34 protein-coding genes and 1 pseudogene are annotated in these 24,177 nt (G+C 34.1%); 26 read left to right on the forward strand and 9 right to left on the reverse strand.

Annotation, left to right across the window (positions count from 1 at the left end; genetic code table 11):
- The first annotated feature begins 7 nt into the window (after positions 1-7).
- From MHH45_RS03035 to MHH45_RS03050, 4 genes and pseudogenes are all read left to right on the forward strand, one after another.
- Positions 8-337: a GNAT family N-acetyltransferase gene (locus tag MHH45_RS03035; protein ID WP_016115086.1), complete on the forward strand. Its 330-nt coding sequence runs from the start codon at positions 8-10 to the stop codon at positions 335-337.
- A 111-nt stretch (positions 338-448) separates the two neighbouring features.
- Positions 449-835 (forward strand): ribosomal maturation YjgA family protein, encoded by a 387-nt coding sequence (locus MHH45_RS03040; protein WP_016115085.1) that lies wholly within the window; start codon positions 449-451, stop codon positions 833-835.
- Between the two features lie 103 nt (positions 836-938).
- Positions 939-1,049: pseudogene (locus MHH45_RS03045) on the forward strand (Thoeris anti-defense Tad2 family protein); the annotation flags it as partial.
- Positions 1,049-1,312 (forward strand): Gp49 family protein, encoded by a 264-nt coding sequence (locus MHH45_RS03050; protein WP_016115084.1) that lies wholly within the window; start codon positions 1,049-1,051, stop codon positions 1,310-1,312. The pseudogene MHH45_RS03045 and the gene MHH45_RS03050, both read left to right, overlap by 1 nt.
- A 108-nt stretch (positions 1,313-1,420) precedes the next feature.
- Here the strand turns inward: MHH45_RS03050 and rpiA are convergent, their stop codons facing one another.
- Positions 1,421-2,083, reverse strand: a complete 663-nt coding sequence (gene rpiA / locus MHH45_RS03055; protein WP_016115083.1) for a ribose 5-phosphate isomerase A — start codon at positions 2,081-2,083, stop codon at positions 1,421-1,423.
- Between the two features lie 16 nt (positions 2,084-2,099).
- A complete protein-coding gene (locus MHH45_RS03060) occupies positions 2,100-2,420 on the reverse strand; it encodes a 2Fe-2S iron-sulfur cluster-binding protein (protein ID WP_016115082.1) in 321 nt (106 codons plus the stop codon).
- Between the two features lie 147 nt (positions 2,421-2,567).
- Between MHH45_RS03060 and MHH45_RS03065 the strand changes: the two genes are divergently transcribed.
- The gene (locus tag MHH45_RS03065) at positions 2,568-3,266 is read left to right on the forward strand and encodes an RNA polymerase subunit sigma-70 (protein ID WP_016115081.1); all 699 of its coding nucleotides are present in this window, start codon (positions 2,568-2,570) and stop codon (positions 3,264-3,266) included.
- Positions 3,267-3,287: 21 nt separating this feature from the next.
- Entirely contained in the window at positions 3,288-3,869 is a 582-nt protein-coding gene (gene clpP / locus MHH45_RS03070) for an ATP-dependent Clp endopeptidase proteolytic subunit ClpP (RefSeq protein ID WP_016115080.1), read from the forward strand.
- Positions 3,870-3,922: 53 nt separating this feature from the next.
- Here the strand turns inward: clpP and MHH45_RS03075 are convergent, their stop codons facing one another.
- Complete coding sequence (locus MHH45_RS03075; protein ID WP_016115079.1) at positions 3,923-4,780, reverse strand: glycine betaine ABC transporter substrate-binding protein; 858 nt, start codon at positions 4,778-4,780, stop codon at positions 3,923-3,925.
- A gap of 189 nt (positions 4,781-4,969) precedes the next feature.
- Here MHH45_RS03075 and MHH45_RS03080 point away from each other — a divergent pair, with 189 nt between their 5' ends.
- Positions 4,970-6,175, forward strand: coding sequence for a quaternary amine ABC transporter ATP-binding protein (locus tag MHH45_RS03080; RefSeq protein ID WP_016115078.1), 1,206 nt, complete (start codon positions 4,970-4,972; stop codon positions 6,173-6,175).
- On the forward strand, positions 6,168-7,007 hold the full coding sequence (locus tag MHH45_RS03085; RefSeq protein WP_033671216.1) for an ABC transporter permease: 840 nt from the start codon (positions 6,168-6,170) through the stop codon (positions 7,005-7,007). The genes MHH45_RS03080 and MHH45_RS03085 overlap by 8 nt, the downstream gene beginning before the upstream one ends.
- Before the next feature lie 74 nt (positions 7,008-7,081).
- Here MHH45_RS03085 and MHH45_RS03090 read toward each other — a convergent pair whose 3' ends face one another.
- Positions 7,082-7,327, reverse strand: a complete 246-nt coding sequence (locus tag MHH45_RS03090) for a hypothetical protein (RefSeq protein ID WP_016131476.1) — start codon at positions 7,325-7,327, stop codon at positions 7,082-7,084.
- A 214-nt stretch (positions 7,328-7,541) separates the two neighbouring features.
- Here MHH45_RS03090 and MHH45_RS03095 point away from each other — a divergent pair, with 214 nt between their 5' ends.
- From MHH45_RS03095 to MHH45_RS03110, 4 genes are all read left to right on the forward strand, one after another.
- Positions 7,542-8,021 (forward strand): HIT family protein, encoded by a 480-nt coding sequence (locus tag MHH45_RS03095; RefSeq protein WP_170927918.1) that lies wholly within the window; start codon positions 7,542-7,544, stop codon positions 8,019-8,021.
- Complete coding sequence (locus tag MHH45_RS03100) at positions 7,999-8,844, forward strand: PP2C family serine/threonine-protein phosphatase (protein WP_016115074.1); 846 nt, start codon at positions 7,999-8,001, stop codon at positions 8,842-8,844. Before MHH45_RS03095 ends, MHH45_RS03100 begins: the two co-directional genes overlap by 23 nt.
- Positions 8,845-8,871: 27 nt before the next feature.
- Entirely contained in the window at positions 8,872-9,075 is a 204-nt protein-coding gene (locus MHH45_RS03105; protein WP_016115073.1) for a hypothetical protein, read from the forward strand.
- Positions 9,076-9,192: 117 nt separating this feature from the next.
- Positions 9,193-9,564, forward strand: coding sequence for a DUF4181 domain-containing protein (locus MHH45_RS03110; protein ID WP_016115072.1), 372 nt, complete (start codon positions 9,193-9,195; stop codon positions 9,562-9,564).
- A gap of 76 nt (positions 9,565-9,640) precedes the next feature.
- Here MHH45_RS03110 and MHH45_RS03115 read toward each other — a convergent pair whose 3' ends face one another.
- Positions 9,641-10,483, reverse strand: coding sequence for an oxidoreductase (locus tag MHH45_RS03115; RefSeq protein ID WP_016115071.1), 843 nt, complete (start codon positions 10,481-10,483; stop codon positions 9,641-9,643).
- Between MHH45_RS03115 and MHH45_RS03120 the strand changes: the two genes are divergently transcribed.
- From MHH45_RS03120 to MHH45_RS03135, 4 genes are all read left to right on the forward strand, one after another.
- Positions 10,425-11,012, forward strand: a complete 588-nt coding sequence (locus MHH45_RS03120; protein WP_229161686.1) for a TetR/AcrR family transcriptional regulator — start codon at positions 10,425-10,427, stop codon at positions 11,010-11,012. The genes MHH45_RS03115 and MHH45_RS03120 overlap by 59 nt on opposite strands.
- Positions 11,013-11,039: 27 nt before the next feature.
- Complete coding sequence (locus MHH45_RS03125) at positions 11,040-11,204, forward strand: hypothetical protein (RefSeq protein WP_016115070.1); 165 nt, start codon at positions 11,040-11,042, stop codon at positions 11,202-11,204.
- 224 nt (positions 11,205-11,428) lie between these two features.
- Positions 11,429-11,974 (forward strand): GNAT family N-acetyltransferase, encoded by a 546-nt coding sequence (locus MHH45_RS03130; RefSeq protein WP_088093682.1) that lies wholly within the window; start codon positions 11,429-11,431, stop codon positions 11,972-11,974.
- Positions 11,975-12,046: 72 nt separating this feature from the next.
- On the forward strand, positions 12,047-12,220 hold the full coding sequence (locus MHH45_RS03135; protein ID WP_016115068.1) for a hypothetical protein: 174 nt from the start codon (positions 12,047-12,049) through the stop codon (positions 12,218-12,220).
- A 518-nt stretch (positions 12,221-12,738) separates the two neighbouring features.
- Here MHH45_RS03135 and MHH45_RS03140 read toward each other — a convergent pair.
- The gene (locus MHH45_RS03140) at positions 12,739-13,290 is read right to left on the reverse strand and encodes a hypothetical protein (protein WP_016115067.1); all 552 of its coding nucleotides are present in this window, start codon (positions 13,288-13,290) and stop codon (positions 12,739-12,741) included.
- Between the two features lie 200 nt (positions 13,291-13,490).
- On the opposite strand from MHH45_RS03140, the gene MHH45_RS03145 reads away from it, so the two are divergent.
- Both MHH45_RS03145 and MHH45_RS03150 read left to right on the forward strand, forming a co-directional pair.
- A complete protein-coding gene (locus MHH45_RS03145; RefSeq protein WP_016115066.1) occupies positions 13,491-13,733 on the forward strand; it encodes a DUF3977 family protein in 243 nt (80 codons plus the stop codon).
- A gap of 40 nt (positions 13,734-13,773) precedes the next feature.
- Positions 13,774-14,211 (forward strand): NUDIX domain-containing protein, encoded by a 438-nt coding sequence (locus tag MHH45_RS03150; RefSeq protein WP_016115065.1) that lies wholly within the window; start codon positions 13,774-13,776, stop codon positions 14,209-14,211.
- A 41-nt stretch (positions 14,212-14,252) separates the two neighbouring features.
- On the opposite strand, the gene MHH45_RS03155 is transcribed toward MHH45_RS03150, so the two are convergent.
- On the reverse strand, positions 14,253-14,870 hold the full coding sequence (locus tag MHH45_RS03155; protein WP_016115064.1) for a TetR/AcrR family transcriptional regulator: 618 nt from the start codon (positions 14,868-14,870) through the stop codon (positions 14,253-14,255).
- A gap of 160 nt (positions 14,871-15,030) precedes the next feature.
- On the opposite strand from MHH45_RS03155, the gene kynU reads away from it, so the two are divergent.
- From kynU to kynA, 3 genes are read left to right on the forward strand one after another with little or no spacing between them, the layout of a single operon-like run.
- The gene (kynU, locus tag MHH45_RS03160) at positions 15,031-16,317 is read left to right on the forward strand and encodes a kynureninase (RefSeq protein ID WP_016115063.1); all 1,287 of its coding nucleotides are present in this window, start codon (positions 15,031-15,033) and stop codon (positions 16,315-16,317) included.
- A gap of 3 nt (positions 16,318-16,320) precedes the next feature.
- Positions 16,321-16,950 carry an arylformamidase gene (gene kynB / locus MHH45_RS03165; protein ID WP_016132861.1) on the forward strand — a complete coding sequence of 210 codons (630 nt, stop codon included), beginning with the start codon at positions 16,321-16,323 and terminating at the stop codon, positions 16,948-16,950.
- Positions 16,951-16,988: 38 nt separating this feature from the next.
- Complete coding sequence (gene kynA / locus MHH45_RS03170; RefSeq protein ID WP_016132860.1) at positions 16,989-17,828, forward strand: tryptophan 2,3-dioxygenase; 840 nt, start codon at positions 16,989-16,991, stop codon at positions 17,826-17,828.
- A 184-nt stretch (positions 17,829-18,012) separates the two neighbouring features.
- Here the strand turns inward: kynA and MHH45_RS03175 are convergent, their stop codons facing one another.
- Positions 18,013-18,678, reverse strand: coding sequence for an HAD family hydrolase (locus MHH45_RS03175; protein WP_088093683.1), 666 nt, complete (start codon positions 18,676-18,678; stop codon positions 18,013-18,015).
- Positions 18,679-19,235: 557 nt separating this feature from the next.
- On the opposite strand from MHH45_RS03175, the gene MHH45_RS03180 reads away from it, so the two are divergent.
- Positions 19,236-20,153, forward strand: a complete 918-nt coding sequence (locus tag MHH45_RS03180; protein ID WP_016115059.1) for a serine hydrolase domain-containing protein — start codon at positions 19,236-19,238, stop codon at positions 20,151-20,153.
- A gap of 196 nt (positions 20,154-20,349) precedes the next feature.
- On the opposite strand, the gene MHH45_RS03185 is transcribed toward MHH45_RS03180, so the two are convergent.
- On the reverse strand, positions 20,350-20,682 hold the full coding sequence (locus MHH45_RS03185; protein ID WP_016115057.1) for a DUF3889 domain-containing protein: 333 nt from the start codon (positions 20,680-20,682) through the stop codon (positions 20,350-20,352).
- Between the two features lie 144 nt (positions 20,683-20,826).
- Between MHH45_RS03185 and sleB the strand changes: the two genes are divergently transcribed.
- The 4 genes from sleB (at position 20,827) to MHH45_RS03205 (ending at position 24,176) form a co-directional block, all read left to right on the forward strand.
- Positions 20,827-21,582, forward strand: a complete 756-nt coding sequence (gene sleB / locus MHH45_RS03190; protein ID WP_016132858.1) for a spore cortex-lytic enzyme — start codon at positions 20,827-20,829, stop codon at positions 21,580-21,582.
- A 15-nt stretch (positions 21,583-21,597) separates the two neighbouring features.
- Positions 21,598-22,938: a germination protein YpeB gene (gene ypeB, locus MHH45_RS03195; RefSeq protein ID WP_016132857.1), complete on the forward strand. Its 1,341-nt coding sequence runs from the start codon at positions 21,598-21,600 to the stop codon at positions 22,936-22,938.
- A gap of 26 nt (positions 22,939-22,964) precedes the next feature.
- On the forward strand, positions 22,965-23,561 hold the full coding sequence (locus MHH45_RS03200) for a YhcN/YlaJ family sporulation lipoprotein (protein ID WP_033671184.1): 597 nt from the start codon (positions 22,965-22,967) through the stop codon (positions 23,559-23,561).
- A gap of 252 nt (positions 23,562-23,813) precedes the next feature.
- A complete protein-coding gene (locus MHH45_RS03205) occupies positions 23,814-24,176 on the forward strand; it encodes a hypothetical protein (protein ID WP_033671213.1) in 363 nt (120 codons plus the stop codon).
- Position 24,177: the final 1 nt, after the last annotated feature.

Here is a 24,177-nt window from a genome sequence, read left to right on the forward strand (position 1 = left end):
GTGGAGTGTGGAAATCAGAAAGGCACATTTAGATGATTTAACTGTATTAATGAATCATCTTGGTTATCCAACAACTGTAGAAAAAATGAAAGTAAGACTTCAAAATATTTTTTCTCACCCAGATTACTATACGTTGGTAGCAGAAGAAAATGAGCGTGTTATTGGAATGATTGGCTTATGTACAGGCATACTTTACACTGAAGATGGAATATACGCTCGCATTATCGCATTAGTAGTAGATGAAGAGTTTCGAAATCAAGGAATAGGAAAAAGATTAATAGAAACAGCAGAGAAATGGGCGATGGGACAAGGGATAGATTCGATTTGCTTAAAATAGTGGGAATCGTGAGGAAAGAAAACATGCACACCAATTTTATAAAAATATAGGGTATGTTGAAAAAAGCACAGGTTTTGTAAAAAGTTTGTTGTGATAAGAGAGGATTTAAAAATGAGTTATAAACGAAATAGACTACTGTATGCGGTATTAACTATAATAGTAATTATCTTAGGTTTGGGATCAAGAAAGTTCGCGTATGTTTTACCAGATCTATTGAATGATTATTTAGGGGATGCACTGTGGGCTCTCATGATTTTTATTGGAGTTGGATTCCTGTTTCATAAAATGAAGACTAAAAAGCTCGCGTTTTTAAGTTTACTATTTTGTTATGGTATTGAAATCAGTCAATTATATCATGCGGATTGGATAGATAATATTCGTGCAACGACTTTAGGGGGACTTGTATTAGGGTATGGGTTTTTGTGGAGTGATTTATTAGCTTATACAATTGGAGTTGGAATGGGTATGCTTTGTGAATTAATGTTTCGAAAAGTATAAAAGGCTTCGGATTTCATAAAGGGGTATATGTACAATGGAATTCATATAGACGGTCAACGGTGTATTAGTGTCGTGGTCTTTATAAAACAAGCATAGAGGACATAATGTCTCATATGTTGCATATATTGCAATGAAAACAGTACAAGAAAATTTTGCTCCTTGGTTAGCTTTACCAACTGATATGTTAGCAGAAGATTGGGAGGTTGTTGAATAATGGATAATACGGTAACTCAACAGGATATTGATAATATTTTAGAAAAAACTCAATGGACAGTAGAAGAATTTCATGGCAAATGTACAGTCGTAGTTGCGAAATTGCCAAATGGATTTATTTTAACTGAATCCAGTGCATGTGTTGACCCTGCTGATTATGATATGGATATTGGTATGGAATGCTGTAAAGAACGAATTCTAAATAAGATTTGGGAATTAGAAGAATATAGATTGCAATGTGAATTAGCTAAATTAGTTAAGTAAGTCGCTATTAGTGAAGTGATCTCAAAAAAGTTAGACAGGTTACTTCATTAGTCAAAACTAAAGGGCATGGGCTCGGTATTGTACGAGGGCTCATGCCCTTTAGTTTTGTCATAATACTTTTATTCCTTTTTCAGTTGCAATAATCGCTTTATTTACCATATTAATAAATAAACCAGTTTCAATCACACCAGTTACTATTTTTAACTGCTGATGAGTTTCAATTGGGTTGGTTATTTGGTTTGGAAAAACACAATCTAAGATCATATTGCCGTTATCTGTTATAAATGGTTGATTGTTTTGGATACGTAAAATCGTCTGGCAACCAAAGGATTGAATTCGTTTTGCAGTTTGCTCCCAAGCGAACGGTACGATTTCAATAGGAAGAGGAAAGATACCTAAATTCGTTACAAGTTTCGATTCATCAGCGATTATGATAAGTTTTTGGGAAGACACAGCAACTATCTTTTCCCGAAGAAGGGCACCACCTCCACCTTTAATTAACTGTAAATCTGGGTTAATCTCATCTGCACCATCAATCGTAAGGTCAAGAGAATCTATTTCACTTAAAGAGATTAAAGGGATAGACAGTTGTTTTGCCAATTTCTCAGTTTCGATTGATGTTGGTACAGCTTGAATCGTTAAACCTTCGCTAACTAGGTGCCCTAATTTTTGTATCGTCCAATATACAGTGGAACCAGTGCCAAGTCCGATTTTCATCCCATCTTTTATAAAATCAGCGGCATATTCACCAGCTAAACGTTTTAAGTTCATTATAATTCTCCCAAAGTTATTCCGCAGGCCGTGGCCCAGCATCTAATCCTGAATTTTCAACTGTTAATATGGGACGAACGGTGAGGTCAGTATGTACACGCATTTGACATGATAATCGCAAATGATCTTCAATGCCTTTTTCAGTAATCGCATTCTTCTCAACATGTGTAGGTTCACAAAAATCTCCAGCCATGATTTCTACACGGCAAGTGGTACAACGCGCTTTTCCACCGCAGCGGTGAAGAATATGGATACCATTATCTTCAAGTGCTAGTGCTAACTTTGTTCCTTCTTTTACATCAAATGTTCCACTACCAATAACGGTTAATTTTGGCATATTGTTGCCTCCTCATGTAAAATTCTACATAACATATTTATGACCCCACTTTCGTAATCATAAACGTTATAAATTTTTTTATCAAACCCGTAACTTTTTTATCGGTAAAATCGTTTATTAAGTAAGCGCTGAAAAGGAGTGGTTATTTTGTGCACAAAAGTAACTCAAATGTTAAAGAATCATATCGATATGAATCATTCAAATATAAACTTTATCATTGAAAATTATGCGGAGTTAAAAAGGTACTGTACGTTTTTAACAAAAAGCAAATGGGATGGGGAAGACCTGGCCCAAGAAACGGTTTGTAAAGTACTTCAAAAATATATAGGTGTAGAACATAAAGATGTTTGTATTACGCTTCTATATATAATTGCTCGAAATCAATGGCTCGATCAAATGAAAGCAAAATCAGCTAAGAAGAAATTAGAGCAGGAGATTACATTTGAAGAACCACATGAAAAAATTGCTGATTTGCATGAGATGGTGGAGAAAGTTTTGTCTTTATTAAATGTACAGCAATCCATCATTTTCTTATTAAAGGATGTTTTTCAATATAGTCTATCAGATATTGCGAAAGTATGTTCAATATCAGAAGGTGCAGTGAAGGCTTCACTGTTTCGTAGTAGAAATAAATTGAAAACAGTAAGTGAAGAAGAGGAGATTGAATTAGCCGGACAGGAGGAAGATGTTGAAGTAGTTGTAACAGCTATTCGTGAACAAAAACCAGAATTGTTAACAAAACTTCTTCGAACAATCGACTTTACACATCTGTCATCTAAGCAGCCTGTGTTATTATTCAATACAAAAACACCTTCTTCTTACGGTTATATGCTATGCGCAGCTTAAAAAGTAGATGGAGGGATTATGATGAATGCAATTCCGTATGTTGTAGAACAAACAAAATTAGGAGAGCGCTCCTATGATATATATTCAAGACTGTTAAAAGATCGCATTGTTATGATTGGATCAGAAATTAATGATCAAGTTGCAAGTAGTGTAGTGGCACAGTTATTATTTTTAGAAGCAGAAGATGCGGAAAAAGATATTTTTCTTTATATTAATAGCCCAGGTGGTTCGACTACAGCAGGTTTTGCGATATTGGATACAATGAACCTTATTAAACCAGATGTTCAAACGCTTTGTATGGGATTTGCAGCGTCATTTGGAGCATTATTGTTACTCGCTGGAGCAAAAGGAAAAAGGTTTGCGCTTCCAAATAGTGAAATTATGATCCATCAGCCGCTTGGCGGAGCGAAAGGGCAAGCAACGGAGATTGAAATAACTGCGAAACGAATATTAAAGTTAAAACACGATATTAACAAAATCATATCAGATCGAACAGGTCAGCCAATTGAAAAGATAGCTCTTGATACAGAAAGAGACTACTTTATGACTGCGGAAGAAGCGAAAATATATGGTATTGTCGATGCTGTTATTGAAAAAAAATAACTTAAAATAGGCCAGAGAACATTGGGTTCCTTGGCCTATTTTTGCGTAATAAATTAATCGTTTATCCACTCATTTACTAATGCTTGGTTCTTTTTAATCCATTTTCGAGCAGCCTCTTCGGGATCCTTCGTTTTATTTAACATAACCATTAATGTACCAAGCTGTTCATCATTCATTTTCCATCTATCGAAATGTTTTACAATATCAGGGTAATCTTTTTCAAAACCTTTTCGTACAGAGTAATAAATGTCATCTTTTTCACCATATACTTTCTTAGGGTCTTTTAAATATTTTAAATCAAATTCTGAAAAGCCCCAGTGTGGATTCCAAAGCGTTACAACGATGGGTTTCTTTTGCGTATATGCCTTTTTTAGCTCACTCATCATTGCCGCTTCTGAAGATTGGACAAGTTTTAGCTTTATATCATATTCTTTCATTGCTTTATCTGTTAAATTCATAAGGCTACTACCAGGCTCAATTCCGACAATCTTATTACCCAATTCATCCTTATGGTTATTTAAATCCTCGATACTGTTAATGTCTTTCATATAAGAAGGAACGACTAACCCAAGTCCAGTTCCCTCATACCATTTCGATTTTAAAACAATGTCATTTTTATACCGATCATTTAATGGTTTATCAGTAACAGGGAGCCATACTTCTAAGTTTGCATCTACATCGCCGCGAGCAACACCAGTCCAAATGGCAGCTTTTTCTAAATACATGAGTTCAACTTTATAGCCTTTTTCTTCTAATAAAACTTTCCATATATTTGCAGCCGCAATATTTTCCTTCCAACTTGTTACACCAAGTTTAATTTTTCCTTTTGTATTTGCATTTGTGGCATTACAAGAGGTAATAATCATACTGATAAATAACAAAATGCTTATAAGCCAAATTTTCCGTTTCATTAAATCCTCCCGTTTCATAAATAGAAATTTTTTTATCGTTTTGTATAGCGTTGCTTTTATGAATAAATCTATAAGTGAACCTTCTTATTATGAACGGAAACAAGAATTTTAAAAAAGGCCTCTTTATGTAATATTTCTGTTTAAAATTGTTACACTATGTGAATAGATAGGCAGAAAAGGAGTCGTTGTATGGAAAATACAAAAGTACGTGTTGAAAACGTAATAAAAGTATTTGGAAAAAATCCTCAAAGAGCAGTTGCGTTATTAAAAGAAGGAAAAAGTAAATCAGAAATATTGAAAGAAACAGGAATGAACGTTGGGGTGAAAAAGGCAACGTTTGAAGTATATACAGGAGAAATATTTGTAATTATGGGGTTGTCAGGAAGTGGGAAGTCGACTCTAGTTCGGATGTTAAACCAATTAATAAAACCAACATCAGGTCATATATACATAGATGGAGAAGACATCGCAACGATGGGGAAAGAGGCGCTTAGGAAAGTCAGAAGAACGAAAATGAGTATGGTTTTTCAAAAGTTTGCGCTATTCCCACATCGTACTGTCTTGCAAAATGTTGCCTATGGATTAGAAATACAAGGGGTTCCGGTAGAAGAAAGAGAAGCGAAGGCTCTAGAATCACTTAAATTAGTTGGATTAGATCATCATAAAAATAATTATCCAGGGCAACTAAGCGGCGGAATGCAGCAACGTGTCGGTATTGCAAGAGCTCTTACAAACGACCCAGATGTCCTACTTATGGACGAGTCATTTAGCGCATTAGATCCACTCATTCGAAAAGAAATGCAGGATGAATTGTTAGAGCTGCAGGATAAGATGGAAAAAACGATTATTTTTATTACACATGATTTAGATGAAGCACTTCGAATTGGGGATCGTATCGCATTAATGAAAGACGGAGAAATTGTGCAAATTGGAACGCCAGAAGAAATTATGATAAGCCCAGCTAATGAATTCGTAGAGAAATTCGTTGCGGATGTGAATTTAGGAAAAGTGATTACGGCTGAATCTATTTTAAAAAGACCAGAAACATTATTGATTGACCGCGGCCCTCGAGTGGCCCTGCAAATTATGAGAAATGCAGGGGTATCTACCGTATATGTTGTAAATAAAAAACACGAATTTTTAGGTATTTTAACGGCTGATGATGCAAGTAAAGCTGTTCAAAAACAATGGCCAATCGCAGATTTACTGCTGAAGGATATTCCGCACGTATATTTAGATACATTATTGGAAGAAACGTATGCGAAAATGGCGGAAATGAAGCTTCCATTACCAGTCATTGATGAAAAGAAAAGGTTAAGAGGCATCATAAAACGAGAAAGTGTCATTCAAGCCCTTGCAGGAAATATTGAGGAAGAGGTGAATGACGGTGAATAGTATTCCGCGTATTCCTTTAGGTGAATGGGTCGATGCATTTGTTACGAGTTTATATGCGCATTTTGAAGGACTGTTTAGAGGGTTTTCATACGTCATTGGTGGTTTTGTTGATTTGCTTACTAATTTTTTAACATTGATTCCAGCGTTTTTAATGATCATAATCGTATGTTTTCTCGTTTGGTATACAACAAGGAAAATATCTTTAGTGGTATTTGCGTTAATCGGCTTATTATTTATTCTAAACATTAACTACTGGGGACAAACGATGCAAACATTAGCGCTTGTTCTTACATCAGTCATTATTTCCATCATTGTTGGAATCCCAATCGGCATTTTAGCATCTCAAAATGAGCGGTTTTCAAAAATATTGAGGCCAACATTAGATTTTATGCAAACAATGCCAGCATTTGTATACTTAATTCCAGCGATTACATTCTTCGGAGTAGGTGTTGTTCCTGGTATTATCGCTTCTGTTATTTTTGCGATGCCACCAACGATTCGTTTTACTGATTTAGGGATTAGGCAAGTACCAGAAGATTTAATTGAAGCTGCAAATGCATTTGGTTCAACTACATCGCAAAAGCTATTTAAAGTTCAGTTACCTCTCGCAACGGGAACAATTATGGCCGGCGTAAATCAAAGCATCATGTTATCTTTATCGATGGTTGTTACAGCTTCACTTGTAGGTGCACCAGGACTTGGGGTAGATGTATATCGTTCTGTAACACAGGTTAACATTGGAATGGGGTTTGAGGCTGGACTAGCTATTGTAGTCATTGCGATTGTATTAGATCGGATTACGCAAGGATTTCATAGGAAAAAAAGGGGTTGAACAAAAAACACGCTTCGTATGTGAGTATGTTGATTACGATGCGTGTTTTTTGTTCTGATTAAAGTTTCACTTTATTACATACGAACAATTACCGAACCTCCAGTGGGTGCGCAAAATTGATTTTGTTGTTGTTCCATCGATTTGATTAATTGATTGTTTTCTTCAATTAATGCAATTAATTTTGCCAGTTGGTTTTCAAGATTCGTCATTCGTTGCATCATGTAATGAGAATCATGAGGGCTTGGTGATGTAGTTCGTACATTGTGGTTTGGATAGGGGCTTGGTGGATAGTTTATATGAGAATTCCAATGTGGGTGCATATGTTTTGTTCCTCCTTTAATAAAACAGTGCTTCTTCTATAATAAATGCCCATCTATATTTAAAGGGGACTCATTAAAAAATAAGGAGATAAATAACATTTACATTCCTATTCGAAATAATTAAGGTATATAATTGTGATATTTCTAAAAAATCTCACTAATCATTCGTTTTGTGATATTATAAATGGTAAATTTAAGGAATAGAGGGATGCAAATGTCTACACAAAGCCACTTTGAAGAACGCTGTTTTATATGCCAGAAACATAAAGGAGAAATTAAGGTGCCAGGCGGGGCAATCTATGAAGATGACCTCGTATATGTAGGGCATGTTCATTGGGAAGAGGATAAGACGTATCTTGGATATATAATGATTGATATAAAGAGGCATACGCCTGGACTGGCAGAGCTAACGGAAGAAGAGGCGAAAACTTTTGGGTTAATTATAAGTAGAGTAAGCCGGGCGTTAAAAGAATGTGAGGGCGCGGAACATATATATGCTTTCGTTTCTGGTAATGGAGTAAATCATATGCACATGCATATAATTCCACGTTATCCAAATACACCGAAGGAATTTTGGTCACCAACTAAGGTAGCAAATTGGGAAGGTGCACCATATGGACAAGCAGAACAAATACAAAAACTATGTGAAAGAATACGAACATATATGGTGAATGAGTATGCATACAACAAGTAATACACAATATTCATGGGTTGGTAGTGACGAAATGTATTTAGGGGAAATTTCAGTTCAGCAACATGGTGAGATAGTGCTTGGTAGATATGGTGGAAATACGAGTGCAGGCGCAAAGAAGAATGAAGACGGTGCATTCGTTTGGTCAAATGGAAACTGGGAATTTGCGATGATATTAGATGGACACAATAGTGCAGAAAGTGTCGCTTTAGTAGTACATACAATAAAAAATGAATATGAAAATATAAAAGTTTTATTAGAAGAGCCTGTTGAAACGGTATTTCGATCTGTTGAAAATCATTTACTTGCACTTTTTCAATCAAATTCATTCAAACAGGCGTGTCAGCAAGTGAAAGGTGAAACAGCTTGCTTAATTTGTGTACGAAAAGAAAATTATATTTGGTGGTTTTCTATAGGGGATTGCCTTGTTTATTTATTTCATGAGGAGTTACATAAATTAGGGCAGTATATGCTGAATCAACGTCATTTTTACGAATGGATTGGGCATGTGAATACATTTTCTTTACCAGTTCCTTGCTATTCATCGGGTATTCGGGAGTTACGCACAGGAAAAAATAGAATCCTAATGGTAACAGATGGTGTACTAGAATGTGGAGAACGTCGTTATGAAAACCCGCTTTATTTATATCAAGATATGTATGAAAATGAGCAAGAATTAACAAAATGTGTTCAAAATGTACTTAAGCATGTTCATCATCAGCTTGGACGAGATAGTGCGACAATGATTAGTTGGGATTATGAAAATCGTGTTTATTCCACATATCCAAGTGATCAGCCAGAGAAAATGCGATCTTCCAATCAGTAAAATAAGGGGTGAGGAAATGAAAACGAATTGAATCACCATGTTTATGTTTCTTCGCATGAAACGCCAAATAGGTTTGAATATGTTACACATCATGGATTAATTGCATGTTGTTGGGATATAAAAGTATTAAGTTTTGAAAGAGATTGTTGGGTAAAAACAGTGTTGGATAATCCGAAAGATATCCCTAATATACAAGAATATGTACAAATGAGATTGAATGAAGATGCGTAGTCCATTACATGTAAAATCGATGTCTTCAGAAGTTACGTTTTCTTATAAAAAGAAAAATGAGCTATGTATTACACATAGTTTTTATTGAATGTATTTTTAAGAATGGAGGAAATACTTTTGGAGAAGTTGTTGTTTTTAATAATAATTGTTGTCTTATTTTTTCTGTTGGAGAACTTGCTAAGAAAAAAGTTAAAGATTACACGGAAAAATGGTTTCATCTATCGACCTGTTAATAGTTTTCATAAATGGGGAGAGCGAATTATAATAATAGTCTATTTAGTGGCTGGCTTTGTTTGTATTTACACCTCAGAGTATATAAAGGTTGTATATATATTATTTGTATTTTCAGGTATGCAACAGCTTTTTCGGGCATATATGGAATGGAAATTTGATAAAGAGTCAAAAGAATATGTAATTTCCCTATTGGGAGTATTTTGTTTAATGATTACATTTAATTTAATGATTTATTTATTCCAACCTGTTGGTTAAAAGAGCTAGATAATAAGAGTTGTTATCACAATTTCAATGTGTATAACGACTCTTATTTATCAGTAGTCTTTTTATATTACATCTTCTTAAAACTTCTCAAAACAAGAAACTCCCATACTCTCCATGGAAGAATTTTTTTAGCAACCATCATCAATTTCACACCTTTTCCAATCGGGTATCGCAGCGTTGTATTTTTTGATTCAGCAATCGCTACAATCTTTTGAGCGACATCTATTGGATTACCAAATGTATCATTACCATTATTAATATGATCTTGTATTTTATCCATATACTCTTTATAGGGAGAGGTAGCTTCTGAATAATTTTCTGCAAGCTCTTTTCCGACTTCCCAAATATTTGTATTATAAGAACCTGGCTCGACTAATGAAACATCTATACCGAATGGCTTTACTTCTAGACGAAGAGATTCGCTCCAACCTTCTAATGCGTATTTTGAAGAAACATATGGAGATAACCCTGGGAATCCAACTTGACCACTAATACTGCTCACGTTAATGATTTTTCCGCTTTTTTGTTTTCGCATATAAGGTAATACAATTTGAGTTATTGATATTGCTCCAAATACATTTGTCTCAAATTGTCTACGATATTCTCCTACCGAAATTTCCTCTATAAATCCACCGCTTGCATATCCTGCGTTATTGACGAGAAGGTCAATTCGATTTAATTCTTTTAAAAATAATTGAAATTTATGTATAGATTTTTGATCTGTTACATCTAGTTGATGAATTTTGATATTTTTCTGTAAGTGTAATGCAGTAGCTTGAGATAATAATTCCATTTGTTTATTAAGATTACGCATTGTAGCGATGACGAAATATTCTTTTTTTGCAAGCTCAATGGTAGTTAAAAGTCCAAATCCACTGGATGCACCTGTAATAATCGCGATTTTACTCATTTTCCGCTCACTTTCTTTTTTCTTACATCATAACGATTTACGTGTAGAAAATCTATTATTCTCTTACATCACATCGTCAAGCGTAGATATTGTTTCTTTATATACATTTGTTATTGATTACTATATAGCTTGCCAGTCCTTTATTTGTCCGCAAATTGGAACTCAAACGTCCCCAAAAGGAGTGCTTCAAACGTATATTGAATCCAATCTGAAATTTATAGATGAAAATCGAAAGCATGTATTCGCTGTTATAGAAATTGTTTCGAATGAAAGAACAGATGAAGGGAAACTTCGGTTTGCAGCAGACCATGATGAAACTATTTTTCTTCCCATTGAAAATTTTCTACGTTTAGGCATGCAAGAAGAAGTGTTTCGAGAGTTTTCCGCACTGTCCTTAAGGGTGATGGCGTTAACAATCAGGCATGCCATCGACGGGTTTAACCTGGAGCTAATGAGAAATTCCGATCTTAACGTTAAAGATTGCACTAAAGAACTTATCACGATCTTTGAGCGGGCAATTCAAAAGTAACGTATCACCCTAAGGAGGGGAAAGTACATGATATTTTATGAGGTTATTTGTTTTTGTTGTAAAAATGTATTTCGGGTATATGAAGGAACTGAAAAATATAAGCAATTTAAGAAAAATCAGAAAGGGAAATATTGCTGTGACGAATGTAATCATAAAATTCAGCTTGAAGCAATAAAACATTTTTTTAGATAGAGGTAATAGCTACTACTGTTATCGTTAAGAGAAAGATGGTTACAGATAGCTACTTATTCTTAACTGATGGAACCTATGATAAACTAAGATTGTCGAGATTTACCATTTAGGACAATATCTTACGGAACAAATCGGTGGAGGTTATTTGGTAGAATTGCAGTAAATTACTAAGGTCGTTACCTGTTTTATTTTTCTAAATCAATTTAATATAAAAGGAGTATATTATGATTATTAACAAACAAGCGTTTGATGTAAATGGGATAATTTATACTATTAGATCTGCAATGGATAAAGATGCAAAAGAATTATCTGAGTTAAGATTACAGATTGATGGAGAGACTGAAAATTTAGACAGAGAAAAAGGTGAAGCATTTATAGGCACATCAGGATTTGAACATATTATAAAAGATGATACTGACAAGCCAAGAAACTTATTTTTGGTTGCGGAAGTCAATAATCGAATTGTTGGATTTTCAAGATGTGAGGGAGTGTATTTAAAGAGATTCACTCATAAAGTAGAATTTGGAGTATGCGTATTAAAAGAGTTTTGGGGATATGGGATTGGGAAAAATCTTTTAAAAGAGTCTATGTCTTGGGCTGACGCTAATGGTATTAAAAAAATGACTTTGAATGTTTTAGAAACGAACGGTAAAGCCATTAAATTGTATGAAAGACTTGGTTTTGAAATAGAAGGAATATTAAAAAATGATAAAAGACTTGCGGATGATAAATACTATAACACTATTATTATGGGAAGATTTAATGGATAATGCTTTATAAAATTATATATAAAGATTTCTATGCGTTCAAAAACTTAATAATAAAGTAGGAGGGAGAGAAGCTTGCAATTAAGAACGAAATTATTTATTAGTATGCTATCATCTGTATTTTTGATTATTGGAAGTATCATATTCTTTTTGAATCATCATCCGATGAAATGGTTATGGGTTTTTATTGCAGTGAGTTCTATTGCGCAAAATTTAGTGATATATAGAAAATATAAAAGTGTTCATTAAAATATTCGAATTGTTAACATGTTTGTATCATCTTCCTGATTTTATTGGAAACGCTTTTATGGAGTTTTATAATAAAATTATATTTCCTCGCACGAGCTCTTAAAAATGAATCTCCAACAATGAAGAAACGGGAGATGATTTATTGCAGTACGGATTTAGAGGTCAGATGGAGGTACCTGCATATAATAATGATAGGATGATAGGGAAATGTATCACTTGTGGCAAAGTTATTTAATGTCCCAAGCAGTACGTTTTATAAACGAATGCAACGGTTCCAGTTGTAAAGAAGTAGATTTCGGAAAATCTACTTCTTTTGTATGTAGATACATGTTCTGTCGGAATATGCGCTTACCGGGGAAATAGTAGAATGAAATAATTTCTATAGAGAAGGGAAATTAGTTTAAAATGATTAACATGATAAAGTGAAACTTTAATCAGTGTGGTTTTTTTCATCCCCCCACTGATTATTAGCCCGACCATTCGGGCTTTTACGGGCAGTAATACTCCTCCTATACAATTTAAAGGTAATTTTGTTTAAGGAATTGGGAAATCATATGATATTCATTCAACACCCTTTTTTTACCGGTATCCGTTAAGTACCATGTATCTTTCGTAAGATTTCTATGATCTTGTAATGGAAGAACATCGATAGTCATGTCATTCGTAGCAAACGCAGTCGCTATAAGCAAGAATCTTTTCATAAAAAAGGTCTTACCTGCTAATAAAATATTTTTGTTTTCTGTTGTTTTTGATAGAAGAAGCATTGCGTTTTTTATAACATCATTAGCGGTATTAGCTTCTCCTGTTATTGGAATAACGAGTTCTTCAGGAATTCCTGATTGAACTAGGAGTTCTTTATGAAAGGTAAACTCATTTGCATTTAAAAATGTATTATGTACACTGGGAATCATAATGGTTTTAAAGCTTTCCTCGTGAAATAATGTGATAATTTGTTCATTTAATTCAGTGTAATGTCCAGGATGATAGAGAACAGCATCTGGATTCCGAAATTTAAATTGTCTTTCTAAAAAAGTCATTTCACTCAATAAAGTAGTAAATTGATTATTCATAACATATATACCTCTCTAAAGAAAATATTTACTTATTTTTGAGTTATTCGGCATTATAAAACTTTTTCCCTTCTCTAACTTTAGTAAGGGAGAAATAAAGGGGAATCTGTCAAATCATGCGCTTACCAGGGAAATAGTAGAATGCTTAGAACAACATTTCCTAAGGGAGATGCAAGTATTTCATATAAGGGGAGTTGTAAGTGAAGTACATAGAAGCCGGAATCGGAAATAAATGGTTGGTTCGAACAGAAATAGAACGAGAAGATGGAACAGAGTTTGAGCAAAAAGGAGTTGTGAAACCTATTTATTTTGAATCATGCTATTTACGAGTTTGGTTTAGAAAAACTTGTTTGATTTTTGATTCTAAAGAAGGATTTAAGAGAGTAAAAAAGAGGCGAAATGAGTATAAGTTTATTTTGGGGATTGTGAGTAGATTGCAATAATATAACCACACAGGAAATATAATATATAAGGAGAATGAACATGTCTATTTCTACATACTACAAAAAAATCCGTGAAAAAGTAGGTTCTGGTCTCATTTTCATGCCAAGTGTCGCCGCAATCATTAAAAATGAGTTAGGAGAGATCTTGTTCCAATATCCTGGTGGGGAGTATTGGAGTCTTCCTGCCGGGGCAATTGAACCTGGTGAAACGCCAGAAGATGCTATTGTTCGCGAAGTGTGGGAAGAAACAGGTTTACGAGTACAAGTGAAAGAAATAAAAGGGATTTTTGGAGGGAAAGACTTCCGTCATACATATTCAAATGGAGATCAAGTGGAATATATCGTTGTTGTGTTTGAATGTGAGGGAGTTGGAGGAGAGTTGAGAGCGATAGATGGAGAATCGTTAAAACTTCAATACTTTTCATCACAGGAAAGACCAAAGCTAGCATTACCATATCCAGAAGAAATATTTCTATAAACGATTAAATAGCACACTTTCTTCATAGAGACGAGAGTGTGCTATTCATTTTTATATAAGCCTGCCGTATACAGCTCTGTTAATGTACAAACAACCTCCTCTAGATTTACATCGATCTCATTTCGGACAATCTCCCACAGAAACATCTCATTCATATAAAACCAACCACGTGCCACAATTGCTTTGTTTAACTCATTTCGTGCTAATCCATTTTCTTGAGAATAGGTGATATCTTGCATAATTCGATTCATAAAACGTTCTCGAATGTCATTCCACTTTTGTCGAACTTCTTTTGACGCACCGATAGCCTCTTCAACGACTTGTAATATATTTCTTTCTTCTTCAGTTAGTTGTAAAAAAGCTCGCACTTGATTCTCAATCATACTGTGGGCTTCTTTTTTTGTTTTAGGAAAAAAGGAACGTTCAGCGATTTTGTAAAAACGATTCATAACATCTTCCATAAGGACAATGAGGAGATCGTCTTTATTTTTAAAATAAACATATGCCGTACCATAACCAGTTTCAGCGTGTTTAATAATTTGAGAGATTGTTGTTTTGTGAAATCCGTTTTCTAAAAAAACATTGTGGGCGGATTTTAATAATTTATTTCTCGTTTCTACTGATCGTTGTTGTCTTGATGAAAGAAAATCTTTTTCCAAAAATAACACCTCTTTATACTGAAATATCTGAAAATATAACTTTATTCTAGTAGAAGCGAATGCAAAAAGTCAACTGACATAATATCATTGACGTCATGTCAGTTATAGTGTTATATTTCAACTAGTTAGAATAAAAAGAAAATTAAGAGAAGGTGAAAGAATGTATCAAGATCCATTTGAACCATCTTATGAGTATGCGATTAAGTGTGATAAGCGTGATGAACTTGCCGAATTTCAAAAAGAATTTTATAAGAAAGCAGATACAATATATTTAGATGGTAATTCACTGGGATTACTTTCGAAAAGAGCAGAAAAGTCTTTACTTACTATGCTAAATTCATGGAAAGAGTATGGTATTGATGGATGGACAGAAGGGGAACATCCTTGGTTTTTTCTTTCAGAACGATTAGGTGAGTTAACAGCTCCACTTGTTGGTGCTTTATCTGAAGAAGTAATTGTAACCGGTTCTACGACAACCAACATTCATCAAGTTATTGCAACATTTTATGAACCGAAAGGAATTCGTACAAAGATTCTTGCGGATGAATTAACGTTTCCATCGGATATTTATGCCCTGCAAAGTCAAATTCGTTTAAAAGGACTAGATCCAGATGAACATCTTGTACGAGTGAAGAGTCGGGATGGTAGAACGCTGCAAGAGGAAGATATTATTGATGCGATGACTGATGATATTGCGTTAATTTTATTGCCGGCAGTGCTATATCGAAGTGGACAAATTCTTGATATGAAGCGATTAACAGCTGAAGCGCACAAGCGTGGTATCTATATTGGTTTTGATTTATGCCATTCTATCGGTTCAATTCCGCATGATTTTAAAGGGTGGGGTGTTGATTTCGCAGTATGGTGTAATTATAAATATTTAAATGCAGGACCTGGTGGTGTTGCTGGATTATATGTAAACAAAAAACATTTCAATCGTCTTCCAGGGCTTTCTGGTTGGTTTAGTTCAAGAAAAGATAAGCAATTTGATATGGAACATACATTAACAGCAGCTGAGCATGCCGGGGCATATCAAATTGGGACACCTCACGTGTTAAGTACAGCGCCATTAATTGGCTCCCTTGAGATTTTCAAAGAGGCTGGCATTGAAAGATTGCGAGAAAAATCATTACATATTACTCGCTATATGCTAAATTTAATCAACCATGAATTGAAGGGGATGGGATTTACAATTGGGAATCCATTAGAAGATGAAAAACGCGGAGGGCATATATATTTAGAGCATCCAGAAGCTGCACGTATCTGTAAAGCTTTAAAAGCAAATGAAGTTATTCCTGATTTCCGTGCACCAAATGGAGTTCGTCTTGCGCCAGTTGCTTTATATAACACGTACGCAGAAGTGTGGAAATCTGTGCAAATCTTGAAGAAAATCATGAAAGATGAAGAATATAAAAAGTTTGAAAATAAGCGAGAGGTTGTGGCATAAGCGATGAAGGAATCTGATTGGATTGATATTTCACAACCATTAAATAATGATATTGCGACATGGCCAGGAGATACGCCATTTTCATACGAAGTATCATGGGCAAAAGAACAAAGCGGATCTGTTAATGTTGGAAAATTAACGATGAGTATTCATACGGGTACGCATATTGATGCGCCATTTCATTTTGATAATAACGGAAAAAAGGTACTAGATTTAGATGTTAACGTCTATGTTGGTAAAGCTCGAATTATAGATGTATCAGGTATCGAAAGTATTGGCGCAAAAGAATTAGAAAAATTCCCTTTAGATGGGGTAGGGAGGTTATTACTTCGGACTTCTTCGCATGGGAATGCACAGGAATTCCCGCAAGTAATTCCGTATTTACGTGCTGATATTGCACCATTTCTTTCGGAAAAAGGCATTCGATTAATTGGGGTAGATGTACCTTCTGTAGATCCGCTAGATGATAAAGAATTAGCGGCGCATCACCAATTATTTAAATATGGTATTCATATTTTAGAAAATGTTGTATTAGACCATGTACAAGACGGAGATTATGAACTGATTGCCCTGCCACTTGCATTGACAGATGCGGATGGGAGTCCAGTTCGAGCTGTAATAAGACCACTATAAGAGCAAGCAGATGATGCATAGAAGGGGTGTTCATTTTTATGAAAGAAAATGAAAAAGTAATTATGGAAAAGGGAATTCATACGGATTTTAAAGAAAATATGACATACGGAGAGTACTTACAATTAGATAGTTTGCTAGGAAGTCAAAAAAGGTTATCTGATCATCATGATGAAATGTTGTTTATTATTATTCACCAAGCAAGTGAACTGTGGATGAAACTCATTTTACATGAACTTAACGCAGCGATTGAATCTATTCAAAATGATAGGCTGGCTCCAGCTTTTAAAATGCTTGCGCGCGTTTCAAAAATTCAATCGCAAATTATTCAATCTTGGGATATTCTTGCAACGCTTACACCATCTGAATATATTGAATTTCGTGATTCTCTCGGTCAAGCATCGGGATTTCAGTCCTATCAATACCGTATGATTGAGTATGCGCTTGGTTATAAAACACCCCATGCATTAAAAATTTATGAAAAAGATCCAGAGTTACATGCTCGCTTGCATAAAGCGCTTCATTCGCCAAGTCTTTATGATGTTGCAATTCAGGCACTTGTAAAAGAAGGGTTCCCAATCAATCCAAATGTTTTAAATCGTGATATTACACAGCCTTATGAAGAAGATGCGACAGTTGAAGCAGCATGGTTAGAGGTATATGGTGATGTGAAGAAATATTGGGATTTATATCAACTTGCAGAAAAGTTAATCGATATTGAAGATTGGCTTCAGCAGTGGCGATTCCGCCATATGAAAACAGTAGAACGTATTATTGGACATAAAATGGGAACAGGTGGATCATCTGGTGTTTCTTATTTAAAACGTGTTCTTGATCAACGCTTTTTCCCAGAACTTTGGAATGTGCGGACGAAGTTATAAAGTAAAGATTATATAATTGCTAGTACATCACTTATTGAAGTGTGGTGTACTTTTTTTCTTTGTAATTATGTGTAAAAAAGATATCTAATAACACGGTAATTCACATTATAAATCAACGCCCAGACATATATCATTCTGAGCGTTGATTTATTATTTCGCTTATTCAGTTAAAGCACCCGTTAGTTTAGTAAACTATTTTCATTTCAGGCAATATTGTTTTTAACTCCATTAAGTCATTTATTACCAAATCAGCCTGAGCAAGTTCATCTTCTTGTGCAAAATCAAAATTACATCCAATTGCAAGTAAACCATTATTTTTAGCTGCATTTATATCAGATAGACGGTCTCCAACTACCGCTGCCTTTTTTATGTCATATTTTTTTATAATTGTTTTAACTAAATCTCCTTTATCGAGCGTTTGTATTTGTTGAATACTAAATGTTTCAGTAACCCAATTATCCAAATTATAATAACTCACAATTGCTTGTAAATATTCCGTTAAACCATTACTCGCTATGTAAATTGAACAATTATTTTCTTTTAAATAACGGAAAACTTCCTTTACATTAGGATATAAAGCACCTTTCCCACTTTTTATGTTTTCAACTAATCTTTCCAGAAAATAAGCATCCGTTTGTTCTCTTACTTCATGGGAATGATTAGGTAACAAAGCTTCCCAAACTTTTGGTAAAGGTACCCCCATAATTTCACGGTATTTATCAATGGGGGTTACTGTATCCCATAAATTTAGTGACCGTAAATGGTTAAAAGTATCATCAAGTGATAATTCTAGAATTTTTTCTGTTTGAAATAGAGTTCCATCCATATCAAAAATCAGTGATTGTAACATTACTTTCTCTCCCTTTTTACCGTTGCTGAATAACTTCTAAAGTTTAACATAAAGACAGAATAACTTAACCAATCCCTATTCAACTAATCTGACTCATCAGTTTAAGTACAAATTCTCACAATCTTTATATATATTTTAACATAAATTTACAATAACCTTTCTCTTTTTTTTCAAAAGAGTTTAGAAATAACATAGCATGTAACAATAAAATTAACACCATAATTCAAACAATGACAATGACTATTGTCACGCTGTTATTTGGTATGCTATTTTTTATGTTATTTTTTACTTGTTTTCCTTGAAAATATTGTTACATCAACGAAAAAAGCATACCAATTCGTATGTTAATTGATATGCTAATTCGTATGTTATTAAGTGTTTTTCCACGAAAACGGAACTACTTAGTATGAGTGACCATGTCTTATATCTATAGTATATGTTTGCCACACGTGAAATTGGATATTTTCTTAGAAAGTACATAGAAATAGAAATATTTATTTGATTTGAGTAGAATAGTAAAAACAGACAAGAACAGTATACATTTGGAGGAATACATATTGGATTTTTACAAGTTGGAAAATCAATTTATGAAAAAGAAAGTGAATGCATTTCTCGTATATCAACAAGGTGAGTTAACAACAAAATATTATAAAACAAAAGAATGCGCACACAATTTATATAAAATTAATTCTATCACTAAAAGTATCGTATCGATTTTACTCGGTATAGCAATAGATAAAGGCTATATAAATGATATACATACACCTATAGCAAAATGGATTCCCAATGTACCGAAAGAAAAGAAGGAATTAACCATTTATCACTTGTTAACAATGACAACTGGTGAAGAGTGGAAGGAATTTGGAAATGGAGTTGTATTTCCAAATGATTTCGTGGAATCAGATAATTGGATAAATTATATTTTGCAGAAGCCGTTAATGGAAGAGATAGGGGCAAAAATGAATTATAATTCAGGCTCTTCACATCTGTTAAGTTATATACTACAAGTTGCTACCGGAAAGACAACGGAGCAGTTTGCAAAGGAATATTTATTTAATCCTTTACAAATTACCGAATATGAGTGGCAACAAGATCCACAAGGAATTCATGTCGGTGGGTTTGGTATGAAAATGAAGGCCGATGATTTATTAAAACTAGGACTATTATATTTGCAAAATGGATTCTGGAGTGGAGAAAAGATTGTATCCTCAAGTTGGATTGAACAATCGAGTAAGGCTGTTTTTTTAACATATGAGCATGTTGGAGCATATGGTTATCACTGGTGGGTATTAGACAATGAAAGATTTCACATACCGTATTGTATGTACTTTGCAATGGGATATGGTGGGCAATATATTATCATTGTTCCACAGTTAGAACTTGTGGCAGTAGTGAGTAGTCAAATGCCAAAGCGTGGGTTAGTACCATTAAAATTATTTATAAATCATTTACAAGAGAACGTTAATCATACATAAATAGAAGGAGCGTATAGTTAAGCAAGAAGTGAAAGTTAAATAGTAATAAAAAAGAGGGAATCGAGATGATTTCCTCTTTTTTAATCCCGCTATTCGCTGACAATAAGATTCTAATGTCAAGAATCAAAGAAACAACAGAAGATAGGTGGGGAAATAAAATCCTGTAAAAGCTTGTAAAATCTTGGTTAATTGAACATTATCTACTGCTTTTTTGAAATGTAATTTTCAAAAACTTCTCCGTTCTTGTATCAAACTCTACATCAACAAAAACACCATACTCCTTTCCATCTTCACGCAGCCATAATTTAAATTTTTCAGTTGTTATATTTACTGTCTTCGGTTTTCTTCCAATATGAAGGTAATCAATAATTTGCGCTTTTGGATAGTTTTCTTTCGTTTTTTCTACCGCAAGGTTACCCCATTTTGCATATGGTGGTTGTGCGTGAACAACTGATGAATGAGTATATGTATTGCAATATGTTGTAACAAATACAATTCCTAATACGAAACATGCAAAAATACGCTTCATAATAAACTCCTTTTATTCGTTTTCCTTATTGTGTACATGCAGTCTAAATCATATAAGTTTGGATTTTTTTGTCTTCCTTACATAAAAGCGTTTTATTTACAAAACATAACCATGAAATCATCACTGCAAATAAGGAGGGAACATATGCGTCATACAGTTATTTTTAAAATACTGATTTTGTTTGTCTTAATCGGTATATCTGTATTTGTTAGTAGTGGGCAAACGAGAAATGTCCAAGCCTTTTCTAATCAAGTAATTCAAAGAGGTGCCTCTGGAGAGGATGTTATTGAATTACAGTCCCGATTGAAATATAACGGATTTTATACGGGAAAAGTAGATGGTGTATTTGGCTGGGGTACATATTGGGCACTAAGGAATTTTCAACAAAAGTTCGGTTTACCTGTAGATGGCTTAGCGGGGGCTAAGGCGAAGCAGATGCTTGTAAAAGCGACAAAGTATGAGAAATCAACTGCTAATAAAGGGAACACGGGTGGACAAAGTAATAAGCCAGCCCAAAATAAAGGTACAAATGTGCCAAATGGTTATTCACAAAATGATATTCAATTAATGGCGAACGCAGTTTATGGTGAATCCCGTGGTGAACCATATTTAGGGCAAGTTGCAGTTGCGGCAGTTATTTTGAATCGTGTGACAAGTGCATCATTCCCGAATACAGTATCTGGAGTGATTTTTGAACCACGTGCATTTACAGCAGTTGCTGATGGACAAATTTATTTAACGCCAAATGAAACGGCGAAAAAAGCTGTATTAGATGCTATTAATGGTTGGGATCCTACTGGAAATGCACTGTATTATTTCAATCCAGATACTGCCACGAGTAAATGGATTTGGAGTCGACCACAAATTAAAAAAATCGGCAAACATATTTTCTGTAAATAGAGCGGAGGTGAAGAAATGTTAAGAGGTATCGTAATTGTATTGTTAACAATCGGCGTAGTTGGAACAGGGTATTGGGGTTATAAAGAACACCAAGAAAAAAATGCGGTGTTAATTCGAGCAGAAAACAGCTATCAGCGTGCGTTTCATGATTTAGCGTATGAGGTTGATTTATTACACGATAAAATCGGAACAACACTGGCAATGAATTCACGTACATCTTTATCACCGGCATTAGCGGATGTGTGGCGTTTAACATCGGAAGCTCGTTCTGATGTAGGACAATTACCTTTAACATTAATGCCGTTTAATAAAACCGAGGAATTTTTAGCGAATATTGGTGATTTTAGTTATCGCACTGCAATTCGTGATTTAGAGAAAGAACCTTTAAATAATCAAGAATATAAAGCATTGCAAAATTTATATTCTAATGCAGCTGATATTCAAGATGAACTTCGGAAAGTGCAACATCTTGTTTTAAAAAATAATTTACGTTGGATGGATGTAGAACTTGCACTTGCGTCAAATGAAGATCCAGCGGATAACACAATCATTGATGGACTTAAAACAGTTGAAAAAAATGTAACATCATATGCTTCAACGAATTTTGGACCGACTTTTACAAGCATGCAAAAGGCGAAAAAAGGCGGCTTTGAGGCAAAAGGTAAAGCGATTTCAAAAGATGAAGCGGCAAAAATCGCAAAATCGTTTTTAAATTTAAAAGGTAATGAAAAAGTAGAAGTTGAGAAAAGTGGAAAAGGTGCTAAAGAATCTTTTTATAGTGTGAAAATTCAAGATTCTGAAACAAAGAATGAATTTTATATGGATATTACCGAAAAGGGTGGATATCCAATCTGGGTAATGAATAACCGTGAAATTAAGGAACAAAAAATTAGTTTGAATGACGCAGGAAGTAAAGGGTTAACTTTCTTAAAGGACCATAAGTTTACTAATATGGAGCTCTATGATAGTTCACAATATGATAACATTGGTGTATTTACGTATGTTGTAAATGAAAATAATGTTCGTATTTATCCAGAAGCAATTCAAATGAAAATTGCTTTAGATGATGGATCAATTGTTGGTTTTTCAGCAAAAGAATATTTAGCATCTCATCAAAAGCGGACCATTCCAACTGCAAAATTAACGGCTGCTGATGCAAGAAAGAAAATCAATCCAGATGTAAAAGTGATGGAAGAACGTCAAGCGATTGTTGTAAATGATGTGCATAAGGAAGTGCTATGTTATGAATTTATTGGTACATTAGGAAAAGATACATATCAAGTTTTTATTAATGCCAATGATGGAACAGAAGAAAAAGTGAAAAAAATGCAGGCTGTCGAAAAGATTTATGATTAAACATCAATGATAAAGTGGTGAAAATGATGAAAATCCTTATATATATGTTTATGATTTGTTTTGCTATCACAGGGTGTAGTGTAGGAAAAAAAGAGAATGCTCATGAAAAACCAGAACAAAAAAATGTATCTATGCGAAATGTTAGCTATACAAAAGATAAAACAAAACCGAATGAAAAAGTGGCAGATCATTTAGCTTCTTTAGCTTCTAGTATACCAGGTGTAAAAGATGCGACCGCAGTTGTTATTGGAAAATATGCTGTTGTTGGCATTGATGTAAAGGCAAAACTGGATCGAACTCGTGTAGAATCAATCAAGTATTCTGTCGCTGAAAGCTTAAAACATGATCCAAATGGTGCAAATGCAGTTGTTGTAGCGGATGTTGATACGTATGAACGATTAAAGCGAATGGGGAATCAAATTAAGCACGGAAAAGCTGGCGAAGGAATTCTTGATGAACTTGCTGCAATTGTTGGACGTGTTATGCCACAAGTACCAAATGATATGATTGAAAATAAAGAAACGAATCCGATTAAAGAAAACGACAAACAGTTACCAAAAGATGAAGAGAATGAATTAAGAAAAGAACAAGAAGATCAATCAAATAATCATCTTAAAAGATAACAAAAACATCTCGTGCTATATGGCGCGAGATGTTTTTGTTAATTATTCATATTCAGTTTATCAAAAAGGGATATATGGTTTAATAAAAATTAGGAAGTTACGACAGATCCACCGTGTATAAAACTATATAAAACCATCTGAAAATGATGAATAAAAAACATAACAAAGAAGGAGGTTTATCCTGGTTTCTCTGCGATATATTACATTTAGATGTGCTTGGGTATCGTTTTTAAACCAGAGATAGTTGTAATGATGAAAAATAAAAGCGCACTCATAGTTTATAGTCTTAGTCTGTGTGTGGTTTTTGGTATGACAGCGTGTGATAAAAAGAAAGAAATAAAGAAACAAACAACAACTTCTTCAACTGTCATAGAAAAAAAGAAGAGAGAAACAATTGATATGAATATTTTCTCACAAATAAATGAAGGAATGACATATAACGAAGTAAAAGAATTAATAGGATTTGAAGGGGATTTACTTATAAATCAAGGTAATGAAAATTCATCAAACTATAAACAAACTTTTGCCTGGAAAGGAAATCCACCACAATCCTTTGCTGAGATTACCTTTTTAGATGGAAAAGTACGTTCTAAGTCACAACAAGGTTTAAGTTAGT

The organism is Bacillus sp. FSL K6-0042 (assembly GCF_038006685.1).
Classification (GTDB): Bacteria; Bacillota; Bacilli; order Bacillales; family Bacillaceae_G; genus Bacillus_A; species Bacillus_A pseudomycoides.

What these genes read in the sequence shown, in the direction of transcription:
- MHH45_RS03040 (WP_016115085.1), top strand. Translation starts at nt 449, where the DNA reads ATGAGTTATAAACGAAATAGACTACTGTATGCGGTATTAACTATAATA.
- MHH45_RS03050 (WP_016115084.1), top strand. Translation starts at nt 1,049, where the DNA reads ATGGATAATACGGTAACTCAACAGGATATTGATAATATTTTAGAAAAA.
- rpiA (WP_016115083.1), bottom strand. Translation starts at nt 2,083, where the DNA reads ATGAACTTAAAACGTTTAGCTGGTGAATATGCCGCTGATTTTATAAAA.
- MHH45_RS03060 (WP_016115082.1), bottom strand. Translation starts at nt 2,420, where the DNA reads ATGCCAAAATTAACCGTTATTGGTAGTGGAACATTTGATGTAAAAGAA.
- clpP (WP_016115080.1), top strand. Translation starts at nt 3,288, where the DNA reads ATGAATGCAATTCCGTATGTTGTAGAACAAACAAAATTAGGAGAGCGC.
- MHH45_RS03075 (WP_016115079.1), bottom strand. Translation starts at nt 4,780, where the DNA reads ATGAAACGGAAAATTTGGCTTATAAGCATTTTGTTATTTATCAGTATG.
- MHH45_RS03080 (WP_016115078.1), top strand. Translation starts at nt 4,970, where the DNA reads ATGGAAAATACAAAAGTACGTGTTGAAAACGTAATAAAAGTATTTGGA.
- MHH45_RS03090 (WP_016131476.1), bottom strand. Translation starts at nt 7,327, where the DNA reads ATGCACCCACATTGGAATTCTCATATAAACTATCCACCAAGCCCCTAT.
- MHH45_RS03095 (WP_170927918.1), top strand. Translation starts at nt 7,542, where the DNA reads ATGTCTACACAAAGCCACTTTGAAGAACGCTGTTTTATATGCCAGAAA.
- MHH45_RS03100 (WP_016115074.1), top strand. Translation starts at nt 7,999, where the DNA reads ATGAGTATGCATACAACAAGTAATACACAATATTCATGGGTTGGTAGT.
- MHH45_RS03120 (WP_229161686.1), top strand. Translation starts at nt 10,425, where the DNA reads ATGGTAGTTAAAAGTCCAAATCCACTGGATGCACCTGTAATAATCGCG.
- MHH45_RS03115 (WP_016115071.1), bottom strand. Translation starts at nt 10,483, where the DNA reads ATGAGTAAAATCGCGATTATTACAGGTGCATCCAGTGGATTTGGACTT.
- MHH45_RS03125 (WP_016115070.1), top strand. Translation starts at nt 11,040, where the DNA reads ATGATATTTTATGAGGTTATTTGTTTTTGTTGTAAAAATGTATTTCGG.
- MHH45_RS03130 (WP_088093682.1), top strand. Translation starts at nt 11,429, where the DNA reads ATGATTATTAACAAACAAGCGTTTGATGTAAATGGGATAATTTATACT.
- MHH45_RS03140 (WP_016115067.1), bottom strand. Translation starts at nt 13,290, where the DNA reads ATGAATAATCAATTTACTACTTTATTGAGTGAAATGACTTTTTTAGAA.
- MHH45_RS03150 (WP_016115065.1), top strand. Translation starts at nt 13,774, where the DNA reads ATGTCTATTTCTACATACTACAAAAAAATCCGTGAAAAAGTAGGTTCT.
- kynU (WP_016115063.1), top strand. Translation starts at nt 15,031, where the DNA reads ATGTATCAAGATCCATTTGAACCATCTTATGAGTATGCGATTAAGTGT.
- kynB (WP_016132861.1), top strand. Translation starts at nt 16,321, where the DNA reads ATGAAGGAATCTGATTGGATTGATATTTCACAACCATTAAATAATGAT.
- kynA (WP_016132860.1), top strand. Translation starts at nt 16,989, where the DNA reads ATGAAAGAAAATGAAAAAGTAATTATGGAAAAGGGAATTCATACGGAT.
- MHH45_RS03175 (WP_088093683.1), bottom strand. Translation starts at nt 18,678, where the DNA reads ATGTTACAATCACTGATTTTTGATATGGATGGAACTCTATTTCAAACA.
- MHH45_RS03185 (WP_016115057.1), bottom strand. Translation starts at nt 20,682, where the DNA reads ATGAAGCGTATTTTTGCATGTTTCGTATTAGGAATTGTATTTGTTACA.
- sleB (WP_016132858.1), top strand. Translation starts at nt 20,827, where the DNA reads ATGCGTCATACAGTTATTTTTAAAATACTGATTTTGTTTGTCTTAATC.
- ypeB (WP_016132857.1), top strand. Translation starts at nt 21,598, where the DNA reads ATGTTAAGAGGTATCGTAATTGTATTGTTAACAATCGGCGTAGTTGGA.
- MHH45_RS03200 (WP_033671184.1), top strand. Translation starts at nt 22,965, where the DNA reads ATGAAAATCCTTATATATATGTTTATGATTTGTTTTGCTATCACAGGG.
- MHH45_RS03205 (WP_033671213.1), top strand. Translation starts at nt 23,814, where the DNA reads ATGAAAAATAAAAGCGCACTCATAGTTTATAGTCTTAGTCTGTGTGTG.